Annotated in this window: 15 protein-coding genes; 12 read left to right on the top strand and 3 right to left on the bottom strand. The window is 46.8% G+C overall.

Annotation, left to right across the window (positions count from 1 at the left end; all coding sequences use genetic code 11):
- The first annotated feature begins 8 nt into the window (after positions 1–8).
- From MKX75_RS06905 to MKX75_RS06935, 7 genes are all read left to right on the top strand, one after another.
- Positions 9–878 carry a type II secretion system F family protein gene (locus MKX75_RS06905; protein ID WP_145146481.1) on the top strand — a complete coding sequence of 290 codons (870 nt, stop codon included), beginning with the start codon at positions 9–11 and terminating at the stop codon, positions 876–878.
- Between the two features lie 11 nt (positions 879–889).
- Positions 890–1078: a Flp1 family type IVb pilin gene (locus tag MKX75_RS06910; protein WP_062833135.1), complete on the top strand. Its 189-nt coding sequence runs from the start codon at positions 890–892 to the stop codon at positions 1076–1078.
- Entirely contained in the window at positions 1062–1736 is a 675-nt protein-coding gene (locus tag MKX75_RS06915) for a TadE/TadG family type IV pilus assembly protein (RefSeq protein ID WP_145146482.1), read from the top strand. The genes MKX75_RS06910 and MKX75_RS06915 overlap by 17 nt, the downstream gene beginning before the upstream one ends.
- Before the next feature lie 91 nt (positions 1737–1827).
- The gene (locus MKX75_RS06920; RefSeq protein ID WP_339169005.1) at positions 1828–3945 is read left to right on the top strand and encodes a hypothetical protein; all 2118 of its coding nucleotides are present in this window, start codon (positions 1828–1830) and stop codon (positions 3943–3945) included.
- Positions 3942–5006 (top strand): pilus assembly protein, encoded by a 1065-nt coding sequence (locus tag MKX75_RS06925; protein WP_339169007.1) that lies wholly within the window; start codon positions 3942–3944, stop codon positions 5004–5006. Before MKX75_RS06920 ends, MKX75_RS06925 begins: the two co-directional genes overlap by 4 nt.
- 11 nt (positions 5007–5017) lie before the next feature.
- On the top strand, positions 5018–5533 hold the full coding sequence (locus tag MKX75_RS06930) for an A24 family peptidase (protein WP_339170383.1): 516 nt from the start codon (positions 5018–5020) through the stop codon (positions 5531–5533).
- 337 nt (positions 5534–5870) lie between these two features.
- The gene (locus MKX75_RS06935; protein WP_076330021.1) at positions 5871–7646 is read left to right on the top strand and encodes a DUF6382 domain-containing protein; all 1776 of its coding nucleotides are present in this window, start codon (positions 5871–5873) and stop codon (positions 7644–7646) included.
- 25 nt (positions 7647–7671) lie between these two features.
- Here the strand turns inward: MKX75_RS06935 and MKX75_RS06940 are convergent, their stop codons facing one another.
- Together MKX75_RS06940 and MKX75_RS06945 are read right to left on the bottom strand one after the other, a co-directional pair.
- Entirely contained in the window at positions 7672–8583 is a 912-nt protein-coding gene (locus MKX75_RS06940; RefSeq protein WP_076330022.1) for a TIGR01777 family oxidoreductase, read from the bottom strand.
- Positions 8584–8743: 160 nt separating this feature from the next.
- Complete coding sequence (locus MKX75_RS06945; protein WP_062833141.1) at positions 8744–9211, bottom strand: DUF2621 domain-containing protein; 468 nt, start codon at positions 9209–9211, stop codon at positions 8744–8746.
- Between the two features lie 169 nt (positions 9212–9380).
- On the opposite strand from MKX75_RS06945, the gene MKX75_RS06950 reads away from it, so the two are divergent.
- Together MKX75_RS06950 and purU are read left to right on the top strand one after the other, a co-directional pair.
- Positions 9381–10487 carry a deoxyribonuclease IV gene (locus tag MKX75_RS06950; RefSeq protein ID WP_339169008.1) on the top strand — a complete coding sequence of 369 codons (1107 nt, stop codon included), beginning with the start codon at positions 9381–9383 and terminating at the stop codon, positions 10485–10487.
- 43 nt (positions 10488–10530) lie between these two features.
- Positions 10531–11424, top strand: a complete 894-nt coding sequence (purU, locus tag MKX75_RS06955) for a formyltetrahydrofolate deformylase (protein WP_062833143.1) — start codon at positions 10531–10533, stop codon at positions 11422–11424.
- A gap of 74 nt (positions 11425–11498) precedes the next feature.
- Here purU and MKX75_RS06960 read toward each other — a convergent pair whose 3' ends face one another.
- Positions 11499–11975 (bottom strand): hypothetical protein, encoded by a 477-nt coding sequence (locus MKX75_RS06960; RefSeq protein WP_339169009.1) that lies wholly within the window; start codon positions 11973–11975, stop codon positions 11499–11501.
- A 434-nt stretch (positions 11976–12409) separates the two neighbouring features.
- Here MKX75_RS06960 and tkt point away from each other — a divergent pair, with 434 nt between their 5' ends.
- From tkt to MKX75_RS06975, 3 genes are all read left to right on the top strand, one after another.
- Entirely contained in the window at positions 12410–14452 is a 2043-nt protein-coding gene (tkt, locus tag MKX75_RS06965) for a transketolase (RefSeq protein ID WP_339169010.1), read from the top strand.
- A gap of 149 nt (positions 14453–14601) precedes the next feature.
- On the top strand, positions 14602–14919 hold the full coding sequence (locus MKX75_RS06970; RefSeq protein WP_017689983.1) for a pyrimidine/purine nucleoside phosphorylase: 318 nt from the start codon (positions 14602–14604) through the stop codon (positions 14917–14919).
- Positions 14920–15104: 185 nt separating this feature from the next.
- A complete protein-coding gene (locus tag MKX75_RS06975) occupies positions 15105–16460 on the top strand; it encodes a glucose-6-phosphate isomerase (RefSeq protein WP_017689982.1) in 1356 nt (451 codons plus the stop codon).
- Positions 16461–16629 lie beyond the last annotated feature (169 nt).

Raw genomic sequence — 16629 nt, forward strand, 5'->3', positions numbered from 1 at the left:
CTGAAACGATGCTGTTTCCCGTTATAGTCGCAGGGATGCTCGGAGCGGGATGGCTGGTGCTGGATCGAACCCGGGGACAGACCTACCGGCATCTGCGCAAGCTGGATATGGAAGGATTACGACTGAAGAAATTGCATGGACCTTTCCTGTTTCTATTGGACAAGTTCGAGATTGGACGCAGATTGCCTGTGCTCATGTTTCGAATGCAACATGCCATTCAGAAAATGTATGGCATACAGCACAGTGGGGAGAAAACGATGCTCTATTGTGCTGAAATGCTGACCTATACGTGGCTCATGTTGATGGTAGGTTGTCTGTTAACACTCGTTGGAGATATGGGCATCGGAGGCATGGTGGGTGGACTCGCGTTGGGTATCGCGTTACCCTTTGCACTCTATAAAGACCTCAATACCAAGGTCCAACGAAGAGATCAGGACATCCTCATGGAGCTGCCCGAGCTGTTGAACCGAATTGTTCTGCTGGTGGGCGCTGGGGAGACCGTTCAGCGTGCCATCGTTCACTGTGTGACAAGCCAGGGAGAACGGGATCATCCGCTGTACAACGAACTCAGAAAGACCGTGGGAGATTGGAATAATGGTTACTCATTTCAACAATCATTTGAACAGTTCAGCCGCCGCTGTGGCGTGCAGGAAGTAACAATTTTTACGACGACGGTGCTGCTGAATTTCCGGCGTGGGGGAGGTGACTTTGTATTGGCGCTGCGGGATCTGTCACATGTGTTGTGGGAGAAACGCAAGGCTGTTAGTCGGTCGAAGGGAGAACAGGCTTCTTCCAAACTGGTGTTTCCGATGGTACTGATCTTTTTTACGATTGTGGTCATGATCGGGGCACCTGCTTTTATGATGATGAATATGTAGGAGGAATTGGGATGATGGAAGTGTTAAAAAACAAGGTAAGCGCATTTTGGAAAGAAGAGGACGGACTCGGCACGTTGGAGCTGATTCTGATTATCGGGGTTATTATCATTATTGCTTTGATTTTTAAAGACCAAATTAAGACGTTGGTAGAGAGACTGTTGAAGAATGTTAGCGATAAAAGTAATGAGTTTTTCGAATAACAGGCTGAAGAAGGAAGAAGGGAGCTTCACCGTTGAAGCCTCCCTGATCTTCCCTGTCGTGCTGTTTATTCTTGTGTTGTTGCTCTTTTTCACCATGTACATGTATCAAAAGACATTTTTGAATCAACACGCCTATGCAGCTTCCGAACGTGCAGCCTATAGCTGGGACAACAGCCACAAGCAGGCGATGACGGGTGAATTTGTCGCTGGAGAGCATGACAATCTGTACTGGAGACTGACGGACGATCGTATGCTTGGCGCACTGTTTGGCTGGGCGGGAGCGGACAATCAGGTTAGCGTTTCTATACCAGCTGGTGAAGGTGGAAGTCTCTCGGAACAGAAATTAGCACAAGCGGTGCAACATATGCCCTCTGCCATGAAAGGAACGATTGAATATCAGAATTCTCTGATTCAGCGGAAGGTAACAACCAAGCTGGACCAGGTAATTTCTTTGCCTCTTCCTTCTTTTTTGTTCGATTCAGGTAACCGTGTTCTCACTCAAGGATCATCCGCAGTTGTTGAACCGGTTGAATTCATTCGAACGGTCGATCTGGTCCGTTATTACGCAGCCAAGTTTAAAGGAAAAGGCGGAGAAGCCGCGAGTACTGCTGCGGAAGCAGGGCAGGTTGTACAGCATTTTGGCAAAAGCAAAAAGTGAGAAAAGGAGGAGGGCGGAGCTGTTTAGAAAAAAAGACGGTGAGTTGGGAGCCGTAACCCTTTTTTTAATATTAATATTGGCCGGAGTTTATATGTTTGTAGCTATATTTATTGATTACGCTCGTATTGCTGCATTTAAAGTGCAGACGGAACGAATGACACATGCTGCGATGAGATCCGTCATGTCAGCCTATGACACCTCACTGCGGGAGTATGGTTTATTCGGGTATGGCGACAGCAGTGGGGATGCAATTATGGCTAAAGTGCTGAATGATAGCGTGAAGCCTTCATCCGTAAAAGATGGCTTCCCCATTCTGGATATCCAGTGGGATACAACTTCGCTGAGCATGGAGCGTGAACTGGGCAGATACGATATTTTCAATCGCCAGATTCAGGAGGATATGAAGTATCGTGCTCCAGTAGATTTTACCCTTGAAGTGATTAATCGGTTCAAACCGATGTCAGACGAGATGAAGGAAGCTGCACACACGGTAGACTTGCTGAAAAAATTACAGAAGTTATATGACAAACGTGAAGAATTACTGGACGAAGCCATCGCCAATCAGACGGAATCCGCGGAGAAACTGAAGAATCTTCCAAAGTTGATCATGGATCCTCCTTCACAGGCCATCTATGAAGAGATGCTGGAAGATACACCAGAGACAGCTGCCGAGGCAGCGGCGCGTTATGCAGATTATCTGAACAAGAAACAGGCAGATGAGGGACTGCCGTTCAGAGAGCAACAATACATATTGGAACTGGCTCGTTATCGGACTGGTGTTGGTAATGTGGGGACAGGCATCAGCATGATCATACAACCGGCGTTACAGGCCCATCAAACGAAGCTGGAGGAAGCACAGTCCAAGATCGAAGAAGCGCGCAAGATTAATGAGGAAATGAAACGTGTGATTGCGGAGGGGGAGAACCGTTCACAGAATGCCAGCTATGACAACGTGGGCAACGCCAATCTGCCTGGAACGAGTCCTGTATCTAGTGGATCAGGCAGTGAAGCCAAAAGCACACGTTCCCTCGCCTCAGAGCTGGTAAGGGCAGATAGCCTATTTGATCAGTTGAAGGCACGTGTGGTTTCACAGAATTCGGACTTCGACAACGTCAGAAGAGACAACATGGAGTTGAATAATCAACTTCGCAACGTTACAGGAATGAGTGGGGTTCCGATTAAACCCGCGGTCAGACAGGCAAGTCAGATTACCGAACGATACATGGACACCTACGTACGCAACGGTCCTGCTAACCTCATTCAACAGAGTAAGCAGCAGCTGGAGAGTGGTCGTGGGTCGGATACCCAGCGTAAGGCGAATGACAAAGAATCCAAAGGGAAATTGAAGGAAGTTAAACGAATCTTGTCGCAGATTCAGAATGGAAGTTCCGGTTCAATGGACGCTTTCAAGCAGTTGGAGGAATATTACAACGCTAATATTGCTTTTAACGAGGCTAGTCGTGAGGATGCCAAAAAGGCAGAGATTGCGGGTGATCCCTATGAATCTGGTGGCGATGCCATGAAGGGAATGGACAGTTTGTTTGGCGGGATGTCGGGTCTGTTGGACAGTCTGGGCGACGAATTATTTCAGAATGAATATGCTTTATCCTATTTCAACTCCATGGACTTTGGGCAGCTATTTACCTGGACTGAAGGTGGTGGAGATGCTGGTGATGTTTTCAAACTGGAGAATCAGGAATTGGAGTATATCGTCTACGGGTTTCATAACCCTTCGGGCAACATCGCTGCGGCATATGCAGAGATCTTTGGGATGAGGTTAGCTATTCGAACGGCAGAAGGGTTAATTGAGCACAGCAAGCTGGGGAATCCTCTTCTCGTGTTATCTGCGGCAATCTTATACGGGATTACAAACGCCATTGCGGATATGGTGAAACTAGCGAAAGAGGGCAGTGTGGAATTGTCGAAGTATATCAAAGTCAAACTGACGTACAGGGACCATCTCCGATTGTTCCTCTTGATGCATAGCAACAATGAGCGCAAAATGTCCAGAATGCTGGCGCTGATCCGATTGAATACCGGTGTGAATCCGGATGAGAAACAGACGTATGCTTCGGGTAACATGCGCAGCAGCATCAAGTTGTGGTTTTTGCCTGGGGTGGTTAGAAGCATAGGTGCAGTTATGGGGAGTGCGGATCAGGTTGAAGATGGGCGATTTTTCATTGAGCGGAAGGCGGATTATTCCTATTGAATGATCGGGATCGTTTCGGTGGAGGGATTATGGATAAGCAGCAACAATATGAAAAAGAAAGCGCACAATTGCAGATTCGTTTAACACGAATAAGCAGATTGCAACGATTGAAGTCTCTGAATAAGCAGATATGTTCTCCGAAAAAGGAACAGGGCAGCATGGTTCTGGAAGCTTCACTGGTGTTGCCTGTCTTTCTGTTCTTTATCATGTTTCTCATCTTCATTGTGCAAATGACTCTAATCTCCACAGCGCTGCAAAGTACGGCGGGGGAAGCGGTAAAGCAGCTGTCGACGAAAATATATCCGGTGTCCCTTGTGTTCACACCTTCTGATTCTGCCGGTGGTGAAGGCTCTGGAGGGGGCTGGAAGATACCTGAGTTGTCTCTAACGGAATGGGCAGAAGGTTATGCTTCTTCTCTACCAGAGCCATTAAGTGATTGGGTGCGTTCAGCTGCGGCCAGTGGTGAACAACCGCTACAGGAGATCAAGACATCCGTCTTGGAAACGGTGCTTGATCCGACGGTCAAACCGTTGCTTCAACCATTTATCGAGCCAACGCTGCTGCATATGGAACGTGTGCATGTGAACGGTGTTTCCATACCTGATCTTAAGAACAAAACAAATCCTTATTTCCGACTTGAACTGAGTTATGAATTGCCGGTAAAAGTACCCTTTCTCAGCAAGTCGCTGCGCATTCAGGCTGCTGCGGCAGAACGGGTATGGATTGGAGATACGGGAGAAGGATCAGATGGCGGTGGAGGAGACGGGGATACTGCGGGTTCAGCAACGGTACTGTCGAAGCCTGACCCGGCTTACATAGGCAACAATGCAACGATCAAGGTGAAGGTAGAACCAGGAGCGACAGCCAACTTAACGATATTTTACAAGTCGGGTGAAAGTTCTGCAAAGCACATCGGTTGGGCCACCGCGGATGAGAATGGAATTATTGAATGGAACTGGTTTGTCGGTACTCGGACAACAGAAGGAACATGGAGTTTTGTTGTCGAGACAGGAGACGGTGTCAAGACGGAGACTACGTTTAACGTGGCCTCCAGAAAATAAGAAAGGAGATGATGGAGGTGGAGTGGTTTTACTTTGCCTGTGGCATATACGTCATTGCAGCTTTTATTACAGATATTCGTTCCATGAAAATTCCAAATCGATTGACTTTACCCGTGACTGCCGCTGGCGTATTAGCCCATATCATATGGAGAGGTTGGGAGGGTTTCTTGTTCTCAGCCGCTGGATTTGCAGCAGGTTTTGGTATCTTGTTCCTGATGTATGCGATTGGAGCGGTAGGGGCAGGAGATGTGAAATTGTTTGGTGGGATAGGCGCATGGACGGGGCTTGCTTTTGGCATTCATGTCATTATTTATTCCGTTTTGTTTGCGGGAGCAATTGGCCTAGTAATACTTCTATTCCGTAAAGATTCAGCAAAACGAATTCGAGGCATGGCAGGTAGTCTTGCAGGTTTCTTCATGCTCGGTTCTCTCAAGCTGGTAAATAAAGAGAAGACATTGAAGTTTCCGTTTATGCTGGCGGTGTTACCTGGATTTATCACGGTGCTTGTCTCAGGACTTTTCCCTTGATATCAGGAGTCTGGAAAACGTTAGGATAACAGTGATCGAAGATAGCACTGCGATTGGAGTGGAAGAGTGTGGTGTATTGTAACTCAACTTATATCAACTAAACTTTTTACACGAGAACGGAGAGGACGGAAAAAACCTGAAGAAGCGGAGCTAAAAGCTTTCTGAAAGAAAGCTGCATCGGAAGCATATGCTTCGCCTTTATCCCCGGATTTTCCCCTTTACAAAGGGAATCAAGAAATCTGGGGATAACAGCGATCGGAAGGTTGTTCCGTCATCGAAGTACCCAGTGTAACTTTCTTTAGTTGATCCTATATAACAACGGAAAGAGAGGATTGGCATGTATGGATTAACGAGAGATTTTATCCGTAATGGCGGGGCTTTCATGGTTTTGGAGAAAGCAGAAGGGTTACGAATGGAGGAATTGAGTCGGGTACAGATGGGGATGTTGTCCTCCAATCAGATTCCGCGAATTCTTCCTGTTCATGTTCGTGAAGTAGACCGAAATGTCACTTTGCAGTACGACATATCAGGCTACAAGATGTTATCCCAGATGTTAAAGTCAAGCAAAATCCAGTTACGTGTTCTGTATGGTCTGTTGTTCCAACTGGCTGATGCCTTTACGGAATGCCGACAATATATGCTGGAGCCTCGCAAACTATGGATTCAGGAGGAATACTTGTTCATGAATGGTTCATTCGAACAGGGTGAGCTTGGGATGGTATATGTACCGATCATGGATGCGGTTGAAGTCGATTCGACGCCTCAGCAATTCCGTGAGCTGGTAATCAGACTGATGGCCCATGTACAGGAACTGCAGGGAGAAGGCATTCAACGTGTTCTGCAACTATGCGACAATGAACACTGGGATATCAGACAGTTGAGAGAGCTTTTACTAGAGTTATACGCTGATGAGCAGGAGAGTGGAGGAAGCGCAGCATTCCTTTCGTCCAAAACGTCGGAAATGGGCGATGCTCCAAGAGCAAGAGGTGCTTCGCATTCGTCGTTAACTGAGCGGGATAACATGCAAGTTACTGGTCATTCTCGACCATATCAACCCAGTACTCCTGTTCAAAATGATTCTGTGGAGCCGCAGCTCAATTTCCGTCAGCCGCAGAAAATGAGTGCTTCTGAGGTTGAAGACATTCCGGAGAGATCCCGAACCTTTCCAGGCAGACGCTCATCTGGACAATCAGCATTGGATGGCTCAAGCGCCATGGATAAGGGACTAAGTAATTCATATGATTCGCTAGAGCATGTTGATGGGGAAATGGAGGAGAAGTCCGGATCTTCCAAAGTAACCTATATCATACTGGGCTGCATGGTGGCCATGGCATTGGTATGGAGATTCGTATACATGGAGCAACCTGGGCAAACACAGATGATCATATCGGCGTTACTAAGCCTTGGTTTGCTTGGTGTAGCAGGATGGACGTGGAAGCGTAAGGGGAGCCCTCAGAATGACGCTGTGAAAAAGCGGTCTTTTTCATTCAGCCTAGGTAAGAACAAAGGCAAGCAAACGGAAGCTGAAGAGGGCCTATTTCAGGAGAGTTGGCGTTGGAATACAGCTGATCGCTCAGAGGGACGTATAAACCAATTGGCTGAATCGGTTTCAGAAGGTCATATGCATTCCCGTTTTCAGAATCTGCATATGACCACAGAACATTCCGAACCAACATTCGTTCAGCACCAGGATAGAACAGTAGATTCAACTTCAGAGCTAATTCGACAGGATGCAGTTGCGGAAGCCACCGTAAACTTGCAGAATCTGGATGGAGGTAACATTATAGCGGCAGGACCGATAGTACCTTCATTTTATCTTGAACGAAGATCCGGAAGCGGTGGCCAACATGAACGGATGGATGTGCAGGGAGCGTCTTTTGTAATCGGAAGATCAGTAGACATGGTTCAGTGGGTGGATACAGCGACCGGTGTGTCCCGTGCTCATGTGGAATTGAGCCGGAACAAATCGGGCTATGTGATTAAGGATCTGGGTTCCGTCAATGGAACCATTCTTCAAGGCAATATTCTTGCTCCTTACAAGGAGTATCCATTGGCGGATGGAGATACTTTTACCCTGGCTGAATCTGTTTACACCTATCGGTCAGTTGGGTAAGCTATGGGTCCTTCCCGTGGTGCAATCAGTCTGATAAGCCACGGTGCTTCAGATCTTCAAGGGCCTGGGTTAAGGTTGGGAAGGTGAACTGGAATCCGTGGTCGAGTGCTTTTTGTGGAATGACTCTCTGCCCTTGAAGCACGACAACGGATAGTTCTCCCACCAAGGTTTTTATCAGGAAGCTGGGTACGGGAAACCAGTGAGGGCGATGATACACCTTACCCACCGTGCGACCAAATTCATCATTGGTAACCGGATTTGGTGTGGAAGCATTGACTGGCCCGGAAATCTGTTTATTCTGAATGGTGAAGTCAATCAGTCTGACGATATCCATAATGTGTATCCAGCTTGTCCACTGCTTGCCACTACCAATCTTTCCGCCAACACCCAGCATATAAGGCAGCTTCATTAATGGAAATGCACCTTTTTTATGTCCGAGTACCAAGCTAACCCGAATCTTAACGAGTCTTACATTTTTAATTGCATCTGCAGCAACTTCCCATTGCTCGGAGACCCGTGATGGGAAATTCATGGACTTTTGCGGACTGCTCTCATCAAAGGTTTCGGTAGGGGAGGTGCCATAGATGGCCATGGCAGAAGCTTGAACGACCACTTCCGGTTTTTGCTCCAGTGATTCCACCAATCGGGCTACCCGGGCGACAGTCGTTACTCTGGATTCAACAATCTCCAACTTCGCCTTGGTTGTCCAACGTTGATTCAACGTTTCTCCGGCAAGGTTAACTAGCGCATCCACACCTTCTATCAATTGAGGTTGTTCTTCGACTTGTTCCCACGATATATATGTAAGATTCTTACTTGGATTATGCAAGTCAGGCAGTTTGCGTGTAATGACTTTCACATGGTGTCCGGCTTGCAGCCAGTAATCCACAAGTGCTCCTCCCACAAACCCGGTACCTCCACAAATGGCAATTTTCATATCGAACATCCTCTCTGTATTTTCACTGCGCTGACGTATGCCCTCGAATCGACAAACAGCCCCGGACGGTAAGCAATGCCTGTTGGGAACGACTTACCTGACGGAGCATATCTGTATCTAATTAACCAAATCCATATATGGCTTAACTCATCTTTGTAATTTATTTAATCAAATGTTGATAAGGGGAATAATCAATTTTGTTTTTCTCCAAAAATTTTACTAAAAACTTATTATCCCGCTTCGGTGTGGCAATAATGTATCCTTTGATGCAATGATCTCTCGAAACTTCCGTGGCATTGTCCTCAACTGCAATTTTACCAATCTCTGCTGCAATGGAATGTTTGGCGATGTCACGAAATGGTCCAGGTACAGGCTCCACAAGTTGATCCAAAAAAGCTTTGGCTTCATCGGTCCATAAGTGACGGCTGGCTTCAACCCAATAATTCTGCCAATCCAGTTTGGACCTTCCGTCCGCTTTTGGTAGCACTTTCAAAAACTTGCGCATCATAAAAAATCCACCGATACACATGCTGCCAAGCAATAAAAAAGTCCAGAATGCGATCGTATTCATAAACCAATTGCTGGGGGAACTGCTGGTCAGTATCATCGCGTAGGAGTCGAAAATCATTGCGGAGTCACCTCGGTTCATTGATTTTCACGGAAAGACGGATTCCGCCCACCATGTTCCACATATTAGCTGCCAAAAATAGCCTCTATCCCGAATTATAGCGCATTTCTAGATTTATTTCGATAATCGCGTTAGAATAAGGGATAATTCAGATTAAGGGGGATCATCAATGCTGAAAATCGGCTCCCACGTGTCCTTTTCGGACAAGGGATTATTGAGTGCAACGAAGGAAGCGTCCTCGTACGGTTCCAGTTCGTTTATGATATATACGGGTGCACCACAGAATACGCGTCGCAAGCCCATTGAGTCCATGTATATTGAAGAAGGCAAGATTGCCATGCAAGAGGGTGGAATGGAAGATATCGTTGTCCATGCACCGTACATTATTAATCTTGGCTCGTACAAAGATAGCACGTTTAGACTGGCTGTAGATTTCCTGCAGGAAGAGATTCGTCGGACACATGCCATTGGTGTGAAAAACATCGTATTACATCCCGGCGCATTTACAGACAAAGATGCTCACTATGGGATCGGACGGATCGCAGAAGGGTTGAATGAAGTGCTGGAGGGTGTGAAAGAGACGGATGTGAACATCGCTCTGGAGACCATGGCTGGCAAAGGTACGGAGATGGGTCGCAGTTTCGAAGAGATCGCCCAGATTATCGAGAAAGTAACATATAACGAGCGTCTGACTGTGTGTATGGATACATGTCACATTCATGATGCCGGATATGATATCGTTAATGATTTTGACGGTGTACTGGAACAATTCGATCGCACGGTAGGACTTGACCGCATTGCCGTAATGCATATTAATGATAGTAAGAATGCTGTGGGTGCGCACAAGGACCGTCATACACCGATTGGCTCTGGCTGGATCGGGTTTGAGGCGATTAACCGCATAGTGAACCATGAGAAGCTTCAAGGACGTCCATTTATTCTGGAGACACCTTGGATTGGTAAAGAGGCCAAGACACAACGTCCAATGTATGAAGTGGAGATTGCGCTGCTGCGTGGGGATGTTGCCGGTCGATTCGGCCAGGAATTCCTGACAGAAGTAGAACAACTGCAACACTTTTTCAAAGCTAAAGAGATTGAGTCTCGTTCGTATATTCTGGATGTATGGACATTGCTCAAAAATGATGCCAAAGCCAAAAAGGCAGATCCGCGCGAGCCGCTGGAACGTCTCTATGACATGGTGACTGAAGCTGCACTGTTCCCGCATTTGAATGAAGAACAACTGAATCATCGCTTGATCGCCTGGCTTGCGGGTTAACCCCCGCAGGTCATGGCTTAATTGAAGGAGGAAGAATAACCCGATGGAGATCCATGCTAAACAAGTACGCCCTGATTCTAAAAACCGCGCCGATCGTGCGCGCATGCTCATTTCCTGTCCGGATGGTCCAGGAATTGTTGCTGCCGTGTCTCATTTCCTGCACCAGCATGGTGCAAACATTGTTCAGTCGGACCAATATACAATGGACCCCGCTGGCGGCATGTTCTTTATGCGAATCGAGTTCGATCTTCCGCAGTTGTTAATCAACCTGCCGAAACTGGAAGCCGATTTTGCAGAAGTGGCAAGCCGTTTCCAAATGGAATGGACGCTATCTGCGGTTAGCCGCAAAAAGAAACTTGCTATCTTTGTATCCAAAGAAGATCACTGTCTGGTTGAATTGTTGTGGCAATGGCAGGCAGGCGACCTGGATGCAGATATTGCTCTTGTGGTCAGCAACCATCTGGACATGAAGGACTATGTAGAATCATTTGGCATTCCATATCATCATATTCCGGTTACAGCAGATACGAAAAAAGAAGCAGAACAGCGTCAACTGGACGTCATCGGCAATGATGTGGATGTGATCATTCTGGCTCGTTACATGCAGATCATCTCTCCAATGTTCATCGAGCACTACCGTAATCGAATCATTAACATCCATCATTCATTCCTGCCAGCCTTCGTGGGTGGTAAACCATATGCGCAAGCGTACAACCGTGGTGTCAAAATTATCGGTGCGACAGCGCACTATGTTACGGAAGAACTGGATGGCGGCCCGATTATTGAACAGGACGTGCAGCGTGTAAGCCACGGTGATGATGTAACCGAACTGAAACGTATTGGACGTACCATTGAGCGTGTTGTGCTAGCACGTGCCGTGAAATGGCATGTCGAAGATCGAGTTCTAGTTCATGAAAATAAAACCGTCGTATTTTAAGCTCATGCTTTAATACTGCGCAAGGTTGATTCGGAACCACGTAATAGACTAACAAAAAGGCGACCCCAATTCGTTTACGAAGTGGGAGTCGCTTTTTTCGCATTCATATACTTTCCGCACAAGCCAAGCACAATACCAAACAGCAGATGTCCAATAACCCAGTAGAGGATGGCTGCCACATCGTACAGGTCTGGCACACGTGAAGATAGTTGAGAGAGTGGGATATAGAGTAGAGACGAAACAGCACCAAGCAAGATTCCTTTGAACATGGGGCGGCCTGACCGTTGTACCCACCACAAATAGAAGATGGCGATGGCAACGGACACGATTAGGTGTAAAGAAAACTCAATGAACTCGGGTAAAGTTGGCGGAAGGCCAGGCACAAAATCGATATTCAGAAGCAGAGTATATACTTGTTCATCAGTGTAGGCCTGAATCATTTTAAGGAAAAATCCCAGGACAACTCCAGAGAGAATACCAGTTAAAATGCCGAATATCCAGGGTAATGAGTGTTTTACGGATGGGGATGGGTGAGCAGCAGGATCTGTCATGATCGCGACCTCCTATGATTGACGCAAGTACATTTGAAAAGTAAACCACAGCGCAACTTTCGAATCCATCTTCAGGAATATTATATGTGAATTACGGATGGATATCTAAAAAATGCATGGTTTTCGGCTTAGAGGTTATACTTCATGCGATGGATTTGCGAGGCTCCTTAAGTCTGCTTTTGGAATTTAGTACCTTGTACAGTACGATTTTTGCTTGATAGACCAAGGATTATTCATCACAAACCACCGATTTTTCCCGAACTTCTAAAAGAAGGTTATGGAAAAGCTTCACGCCAAGTGATACAATACAAAAGTGAATAAGTCAAAATGAAACACTCAAGCGGATTCACTTATTGTGAAATTCGGTTTGCTTGGTTGATGAGAGGGATTCGCTTGCGCACCCGACTTATCTAAAGACATGAGGAGGACAAACCATGACTGACAAGAACGAAGCGATTCAAAAAGACGAGAACACTACAATCGACAACCTGTCGATTACGACCCTACGTACTTTGGCGATTGATGCAATTGAGAAGGCAAATTCCGGACATCCGGGTATGCCTATGGGATCCGCTCCAATGGGGTACCAACTTTTTGCAAAAACGATGACTCATAACCCGGACCACCCAACTTGGGTTAACCGGGACCGTTTTGTCCTGTCTGCAGGACATGGTTCCATGTTGTTGTACAGCTTGCTGCACCTGAGCGGATATGATCTTCCAATGGAAGAGCTGAAACAGTTCCGTCAATGGGGAAGCAAAACTCCGGGTCACCCGGAATTCGGACATACTGCAGGTGTTGATGCAACAACCGGCCCACTGGGTCAAGGTATTGCAATGGCTGTAGGTATGGCGATGGCTGAAGCTCAACTGGGCGCAACATACAATAAAGACAAATTCAACGTAGTTGACCACTACACTTACGCAATCTGTGGCGATGGTGACTTGATGGAAGGCGTATCTCATGAATCAGCTTCCCTGGCTGGACGTTTGCACCTGGGCAAACTGATCATGTTGTTCGACTCCAATGACATCACGTTGGATGGTAAATTGGATTTGTCTTCTTCCGAAAGCATCGCGAAGCGTTTTGAAGCTTATGGCTGGCAAGTGCTGCGCGTTGAAGATGGTAACGATTTGCCTGCAATCGAAAAAGCAATTCAGGAAGGTCAAGCAGATACTTTGCGTCCTACACTGATCGAAGTTAAAACGGTTATCGGTTACGGTAGCCCGAACAAACAAGGTAAAGGCGGCCACGGCGGTACTCACGGATCTCCACTGGGTGCAGACGAAGCTAAATTGACTAAAGAGTATTACAAATGGGTTTACGAAGAAAACTTCCACGTACCAGCTGAAGTTCGCGATCACTTTGCACAAGTGAAAGATCGTGGTATCTCTGCTAACAAAGCTTGGGACGAGAAATTTGCCGAGTACAAAAAAGCATTCCCTGAGCTGGCAGCTCAATTCGAAACAGCGATTAACGGCGACCTTCCAGAAGGTTGGGACCGTGATCTTCCTAAATATGCAGCAACAGACAAAGCTCTTTCCACTCGTGTAGCATCCGGTAACGCTCTGAACGGTCTGGCGCACAACGTGCCACAACTGACAGGTGGATCTGCTGACTTGGAAAGCTCCACAATGACTCATTTGAACAACCTGGAGAACTTCACACCTGAAGATTACTCCGGTCGTAACATCTACTTCGGTATCCGTGAATTCGGTATGGCTGGAGCAATGAACGGTATGGCACTGCACAGCGGTGTGAAAGTATTCGGAGGTACGTTCTTCGTATTTACCGATTACCTGCGTCCGGCTGTTCGTCTGGCTGCCCTGATGGGATTGCCTGTAACGTATGTTCTGACTCACGACAGTATCGCTGTTGGTGAAGATGGTCCTACGCACGAACCGATCGAGCAATTGGCATCCCTGCGTATCATTCCTAACCTGACGGTTATTCGTCCGGCTGATGGTAATGAAACTTCAGCTGCTTGGGCTTATGCGCTTGAGAACAAGAGCAACCCGGTTGCACTCGTACTCACTCGTCAAAATCTGCCGATCCTCGAAGGTACCGTTGAAGGTTCACGTGAGAACGTGAAACGTGGTGCTTATGTTGTCTCTGATGCAAAAGATGGCAAAGCGGTAGCACAAATCATCGCTACAGGTTCTGAAGTGCAATTGGCTGTAAAAGCTCAAGCAGCACTTGCAGAACAAGGCATCCAAGTTCGCGTAATCAGCATGCCGAGCTGGGATCTGTTCGAGAAACAAGACAAAGCTTACAGAGAGTCCGTTCTTCTTCCGGATGTTAAAGCTCGTCTTGCGATTGAAATGGCTTATCCAATGGGCTGGGAGAAATATGTTGGAGATCAAGGTGACATTCTCGGAATCAGCACATTCGGTGCTTCCGCGCCTGGCGACCGTGTTATCCAGGAGTATGGCTTTACAGTGGACAACGTGGTTAGCCGCGTAAAAGCATTGCTGTAATAGCTTCATAAGCGCTGCTATGGTCGCGAGAGCTTCATGCTCTCCTGATCCATGGCAGTAAGTTATTTCCGCAGAGATGGGCGGTGACTGGTTATCGCCCTGATCTGTTTTGCCTTTTGTTTTCATTAACTTCAGGGGAGCGGGTACGCATGTCACAATTCGATCAAGTCAGTGTAGTGAAAGAGGCCAACATTTATTATGATGGTCAGGTAACCAGCAGAACGGTTATTTTGGGGGATGGCAGCAAAGTGACTCTGGGCATCATGCTTCCAGGCAGTTATGAATTCGGTACGGATTCCCGTGAAATTATGGAGATTCTGTCCGGAGATCTGAAAGTATTGCTTCCCGGAGAAGAAGAGTGGCAAGAGATTCAAGGTCAAGCTACGTTCCACGTGCCTGCCGAATCCAAATTCAAACTGGAGATACGCAGCGTTACTGACTACGTCTGCTCGTACCCGGCGGAATAACATAAGAAGGGTAAGCAGAACCGCAACCCGCGGATTCGGTTTACCCTTTTTGCTTCTTGAATTCCAACGACAAAGTTCGAGCGCCAAGCTTGTCAGCCCCGTGGATTTGAAGTATCCTTAAGGCAAGTTGTTTAGAATGGAATACGCGGAAATAATATAACCGAAATCAGGAGGTTTTTGAGATCATGGCAAAAAAAGTGACATTTGACTATAGCACGGCATTGCAATTTGTAAATCAGCACGAAGTGGACTATTTCGCAGAACCGATTCGTCTCGCTCACGAGCAGCTTCACAACGGAACAGGAACAGGCTCCGATTATCTGGGCTGGATTGACCTGCCGACGGCTTATGACAAAGAAGAGTTCGCACGCATTCAAAAAGCAGCTGCCAAAATCCAAAGCGACTCCGAAGTACTGATTGTTATCGGTATCGGTGGATCATATCTGGGTGCACGTGCAGCGATTGAGATGCTGACTCACTCTTTCTATAACAATTTGCCAAAAGACAAACGCAAAACGCCTGAAATCTATTTTGCAGGAAACAATATCAGTTCCACATATGTAACTCATTTGCTGGATCTGGTTGAAGGCAAAGATTTCTCCGTCAACGTCATCTCCAAATCCGGTACAACAACAGAGCCTGCAATTGCTTTCCGTATCTTCCGTGCAGCACTGGAAGAGAAATATGGTAAAGAAGAAGCACGCAAACGCATCTATGCTACAACAGATAAAGCGCGCGGTGCACTGAAAGAACTGGCCAATGCAGAAGGATACGAGTCTTTCATTATCCCGGATGATGTTGGTGGACGTTACTCCGTTCTGACAGCTGTAGGTTTGCTGCCAATCGCGGCAGCTGGTATCAGCATCGAAGAAATGATGCAAGGTGCGGCTGACGCATCCAAAGAATACAGCAACCCGAACGTAGCTGAGAACGAAGCATATCAATATGCAGCTGTTCGTAACGCATTGTATCGCAAAGGCAAAGGTACGGAGATCCTTGTAAACTATGAGCCATCCTTGCACTTCGTATCCGAGTGGTGGAAACAATTGTTCGGAGAGAGCGAAGGTAAAGACTACAAAGGGATCTATCCTGCATCTGTTGATTTCTCTACTGACTTGCACTCCATGGGTCAATTCATCCAGGAAGGTAGCCGGAATATCTTCGAAACTGTTATCCAGGTTACTGAAGTTGCGGAGCATATCTCAATCAAATCCGATCCAGACGATCTGGATGGTTTGAACTTCCTTGAAGGCAAAACTATGGACTTTGTTAATAAAAAAGCGTTCCAAGGAACACTGCTAGCACATACGGATGGTCAAGTACCAAACTTGATTGTGAACATTCCAGATATGACTCCATATTCTTTCGGATATCTGGTATACTTCTTTGAAAAAGCATGCGGCATCAGTGGCTACCTGCTGGGCGTCAATCCGTTTGACCAACCAGGTGTAGAAGCTTACAAGAAAAATATGTTCGCATTGTTGGGCAAACCAGGCTTTGAAGAAGAGAAAGCAGCGCTCGAAGCGAGACTTTCCGAATAATTCATCGGTCTGCTCATATAGTTAAATAAGGTAATGTAACTCTATCCGGGAATCACTGTTTGTGTAAGATGCAGGATTCCCAGATGTAGATAACCAGGGCAGTTCGTCCGCGTTCGCGCGGGGAACTGCTTTCTTGCAAAATGGAGTTGGACTCAGGAAAAGATCAGAA

Source organism: Paenibacillus sp. FSL R5-0341, assembly GCF_037975235.1.
In the GTDB taxonomy this organism is placed as follows: Bacteria; Bacillota; Bacilli; order Paenibacillales; family Paenibacillaceae; genus Paenibacillus; species Paenibacillus amylolyticus_A.

Bases quoted from the DNA above. Each gene is read 5' to 3' on its own strand.
- MKX75_RS06905 (WP_145146481.1), top strand. From the start codon at position 9: ATGCTGTTTCCCGTTATAGTCGCAGGGATGCTCGGAGCGGGATGGCTG.
- MKX75_RS06910 (WP_062833135.1), top strand. From the start codon at position 890: ATGATGGAAGTGTTAAAAAACAAGGTAAGCGCATTTTGGAAAGAAGAG.
- MKX75_RS06915 (WP_145146482.1), top strand. From the start codon at position 1,062: ATGAGTTTTTCGAATAACAGGCTGAAGAAGGAAGAAGGGAGCTTCACC.
- MKX75_RS06920 (WP_339169005.1), top strand. From the start codon at position 1,828: ATGTTTGTAGCTATATTTATTGATTACGCTCGTATTGCTGCATTTAAA.
- MKX75_RS06930 (WP_339170383.1), top strand. From the start codon at position 5,018: ATGGAGGTGGAGTGGTTTTACTTTGCCTGTGGCATATACGTCATTGCA.
- MKX75_RS06935 (WP_076330021.1), top strand. From the start codon at position 5,871: ATGTATGGATTAACGAGAGATTTTATCCGTAATGGCGGGGCTTTCATG.
- MKX75_RS06940 (WP_076330022.1), bottom strand. From the start codon at position 8,583: ATGAAAATTGCCATTTGTGGAGGTACCGGGTTTGTGGGAGGAGCACTT.
- MKX75_RS06945 (WP_062833141.1), bottom strand. From the start codon at position 9,211: ATGATTTTCGACTCCTACGCGATGATACTGACCAGCAGTTCCCCCAGC.
- MKX75_RS06950 (WP_339169008.1), top strand. From the start codon at position 9,381: ATGCTGAAAATCGGCTCCCACGTGTCCTTTTCGGACAAGGGATTATTG.
- purU (WP_062833143.1), top strand. From the start codon at position 10,531: ATGGAGATCCATGCTAAACAAGTACGCCCTGATTCTAAAAACCGCGCC.
- MKX75_RS06960 (WP_339169009.1), bottom strand. From the start codon at position 11,975: ATGACAGATCCTGCTGCTCACCCATCCCCATCCGTAAAACACTCATTA.
- tkt (WP_339169010.1), top strand. From the start codon at position 12,410: ATGACTGACAAGAACGAAGCGATTCAAAAAGACGAGAACACTACAATC.
- MKX75_RS06970 (WP_017689983.1), top strand. From the start codon at position 14,602: ATGTCACAATTCGATCAAGTCAGTGTAGTGAAAGAGGCCAACATTTAT.
- MKX75_RS06975 (WP_017689982.1), top strand. From the start codon at position 15,105: ATGGCAAAAAAAGTGACATTTGACTATAGCACGGCATTGCAATTTGTA.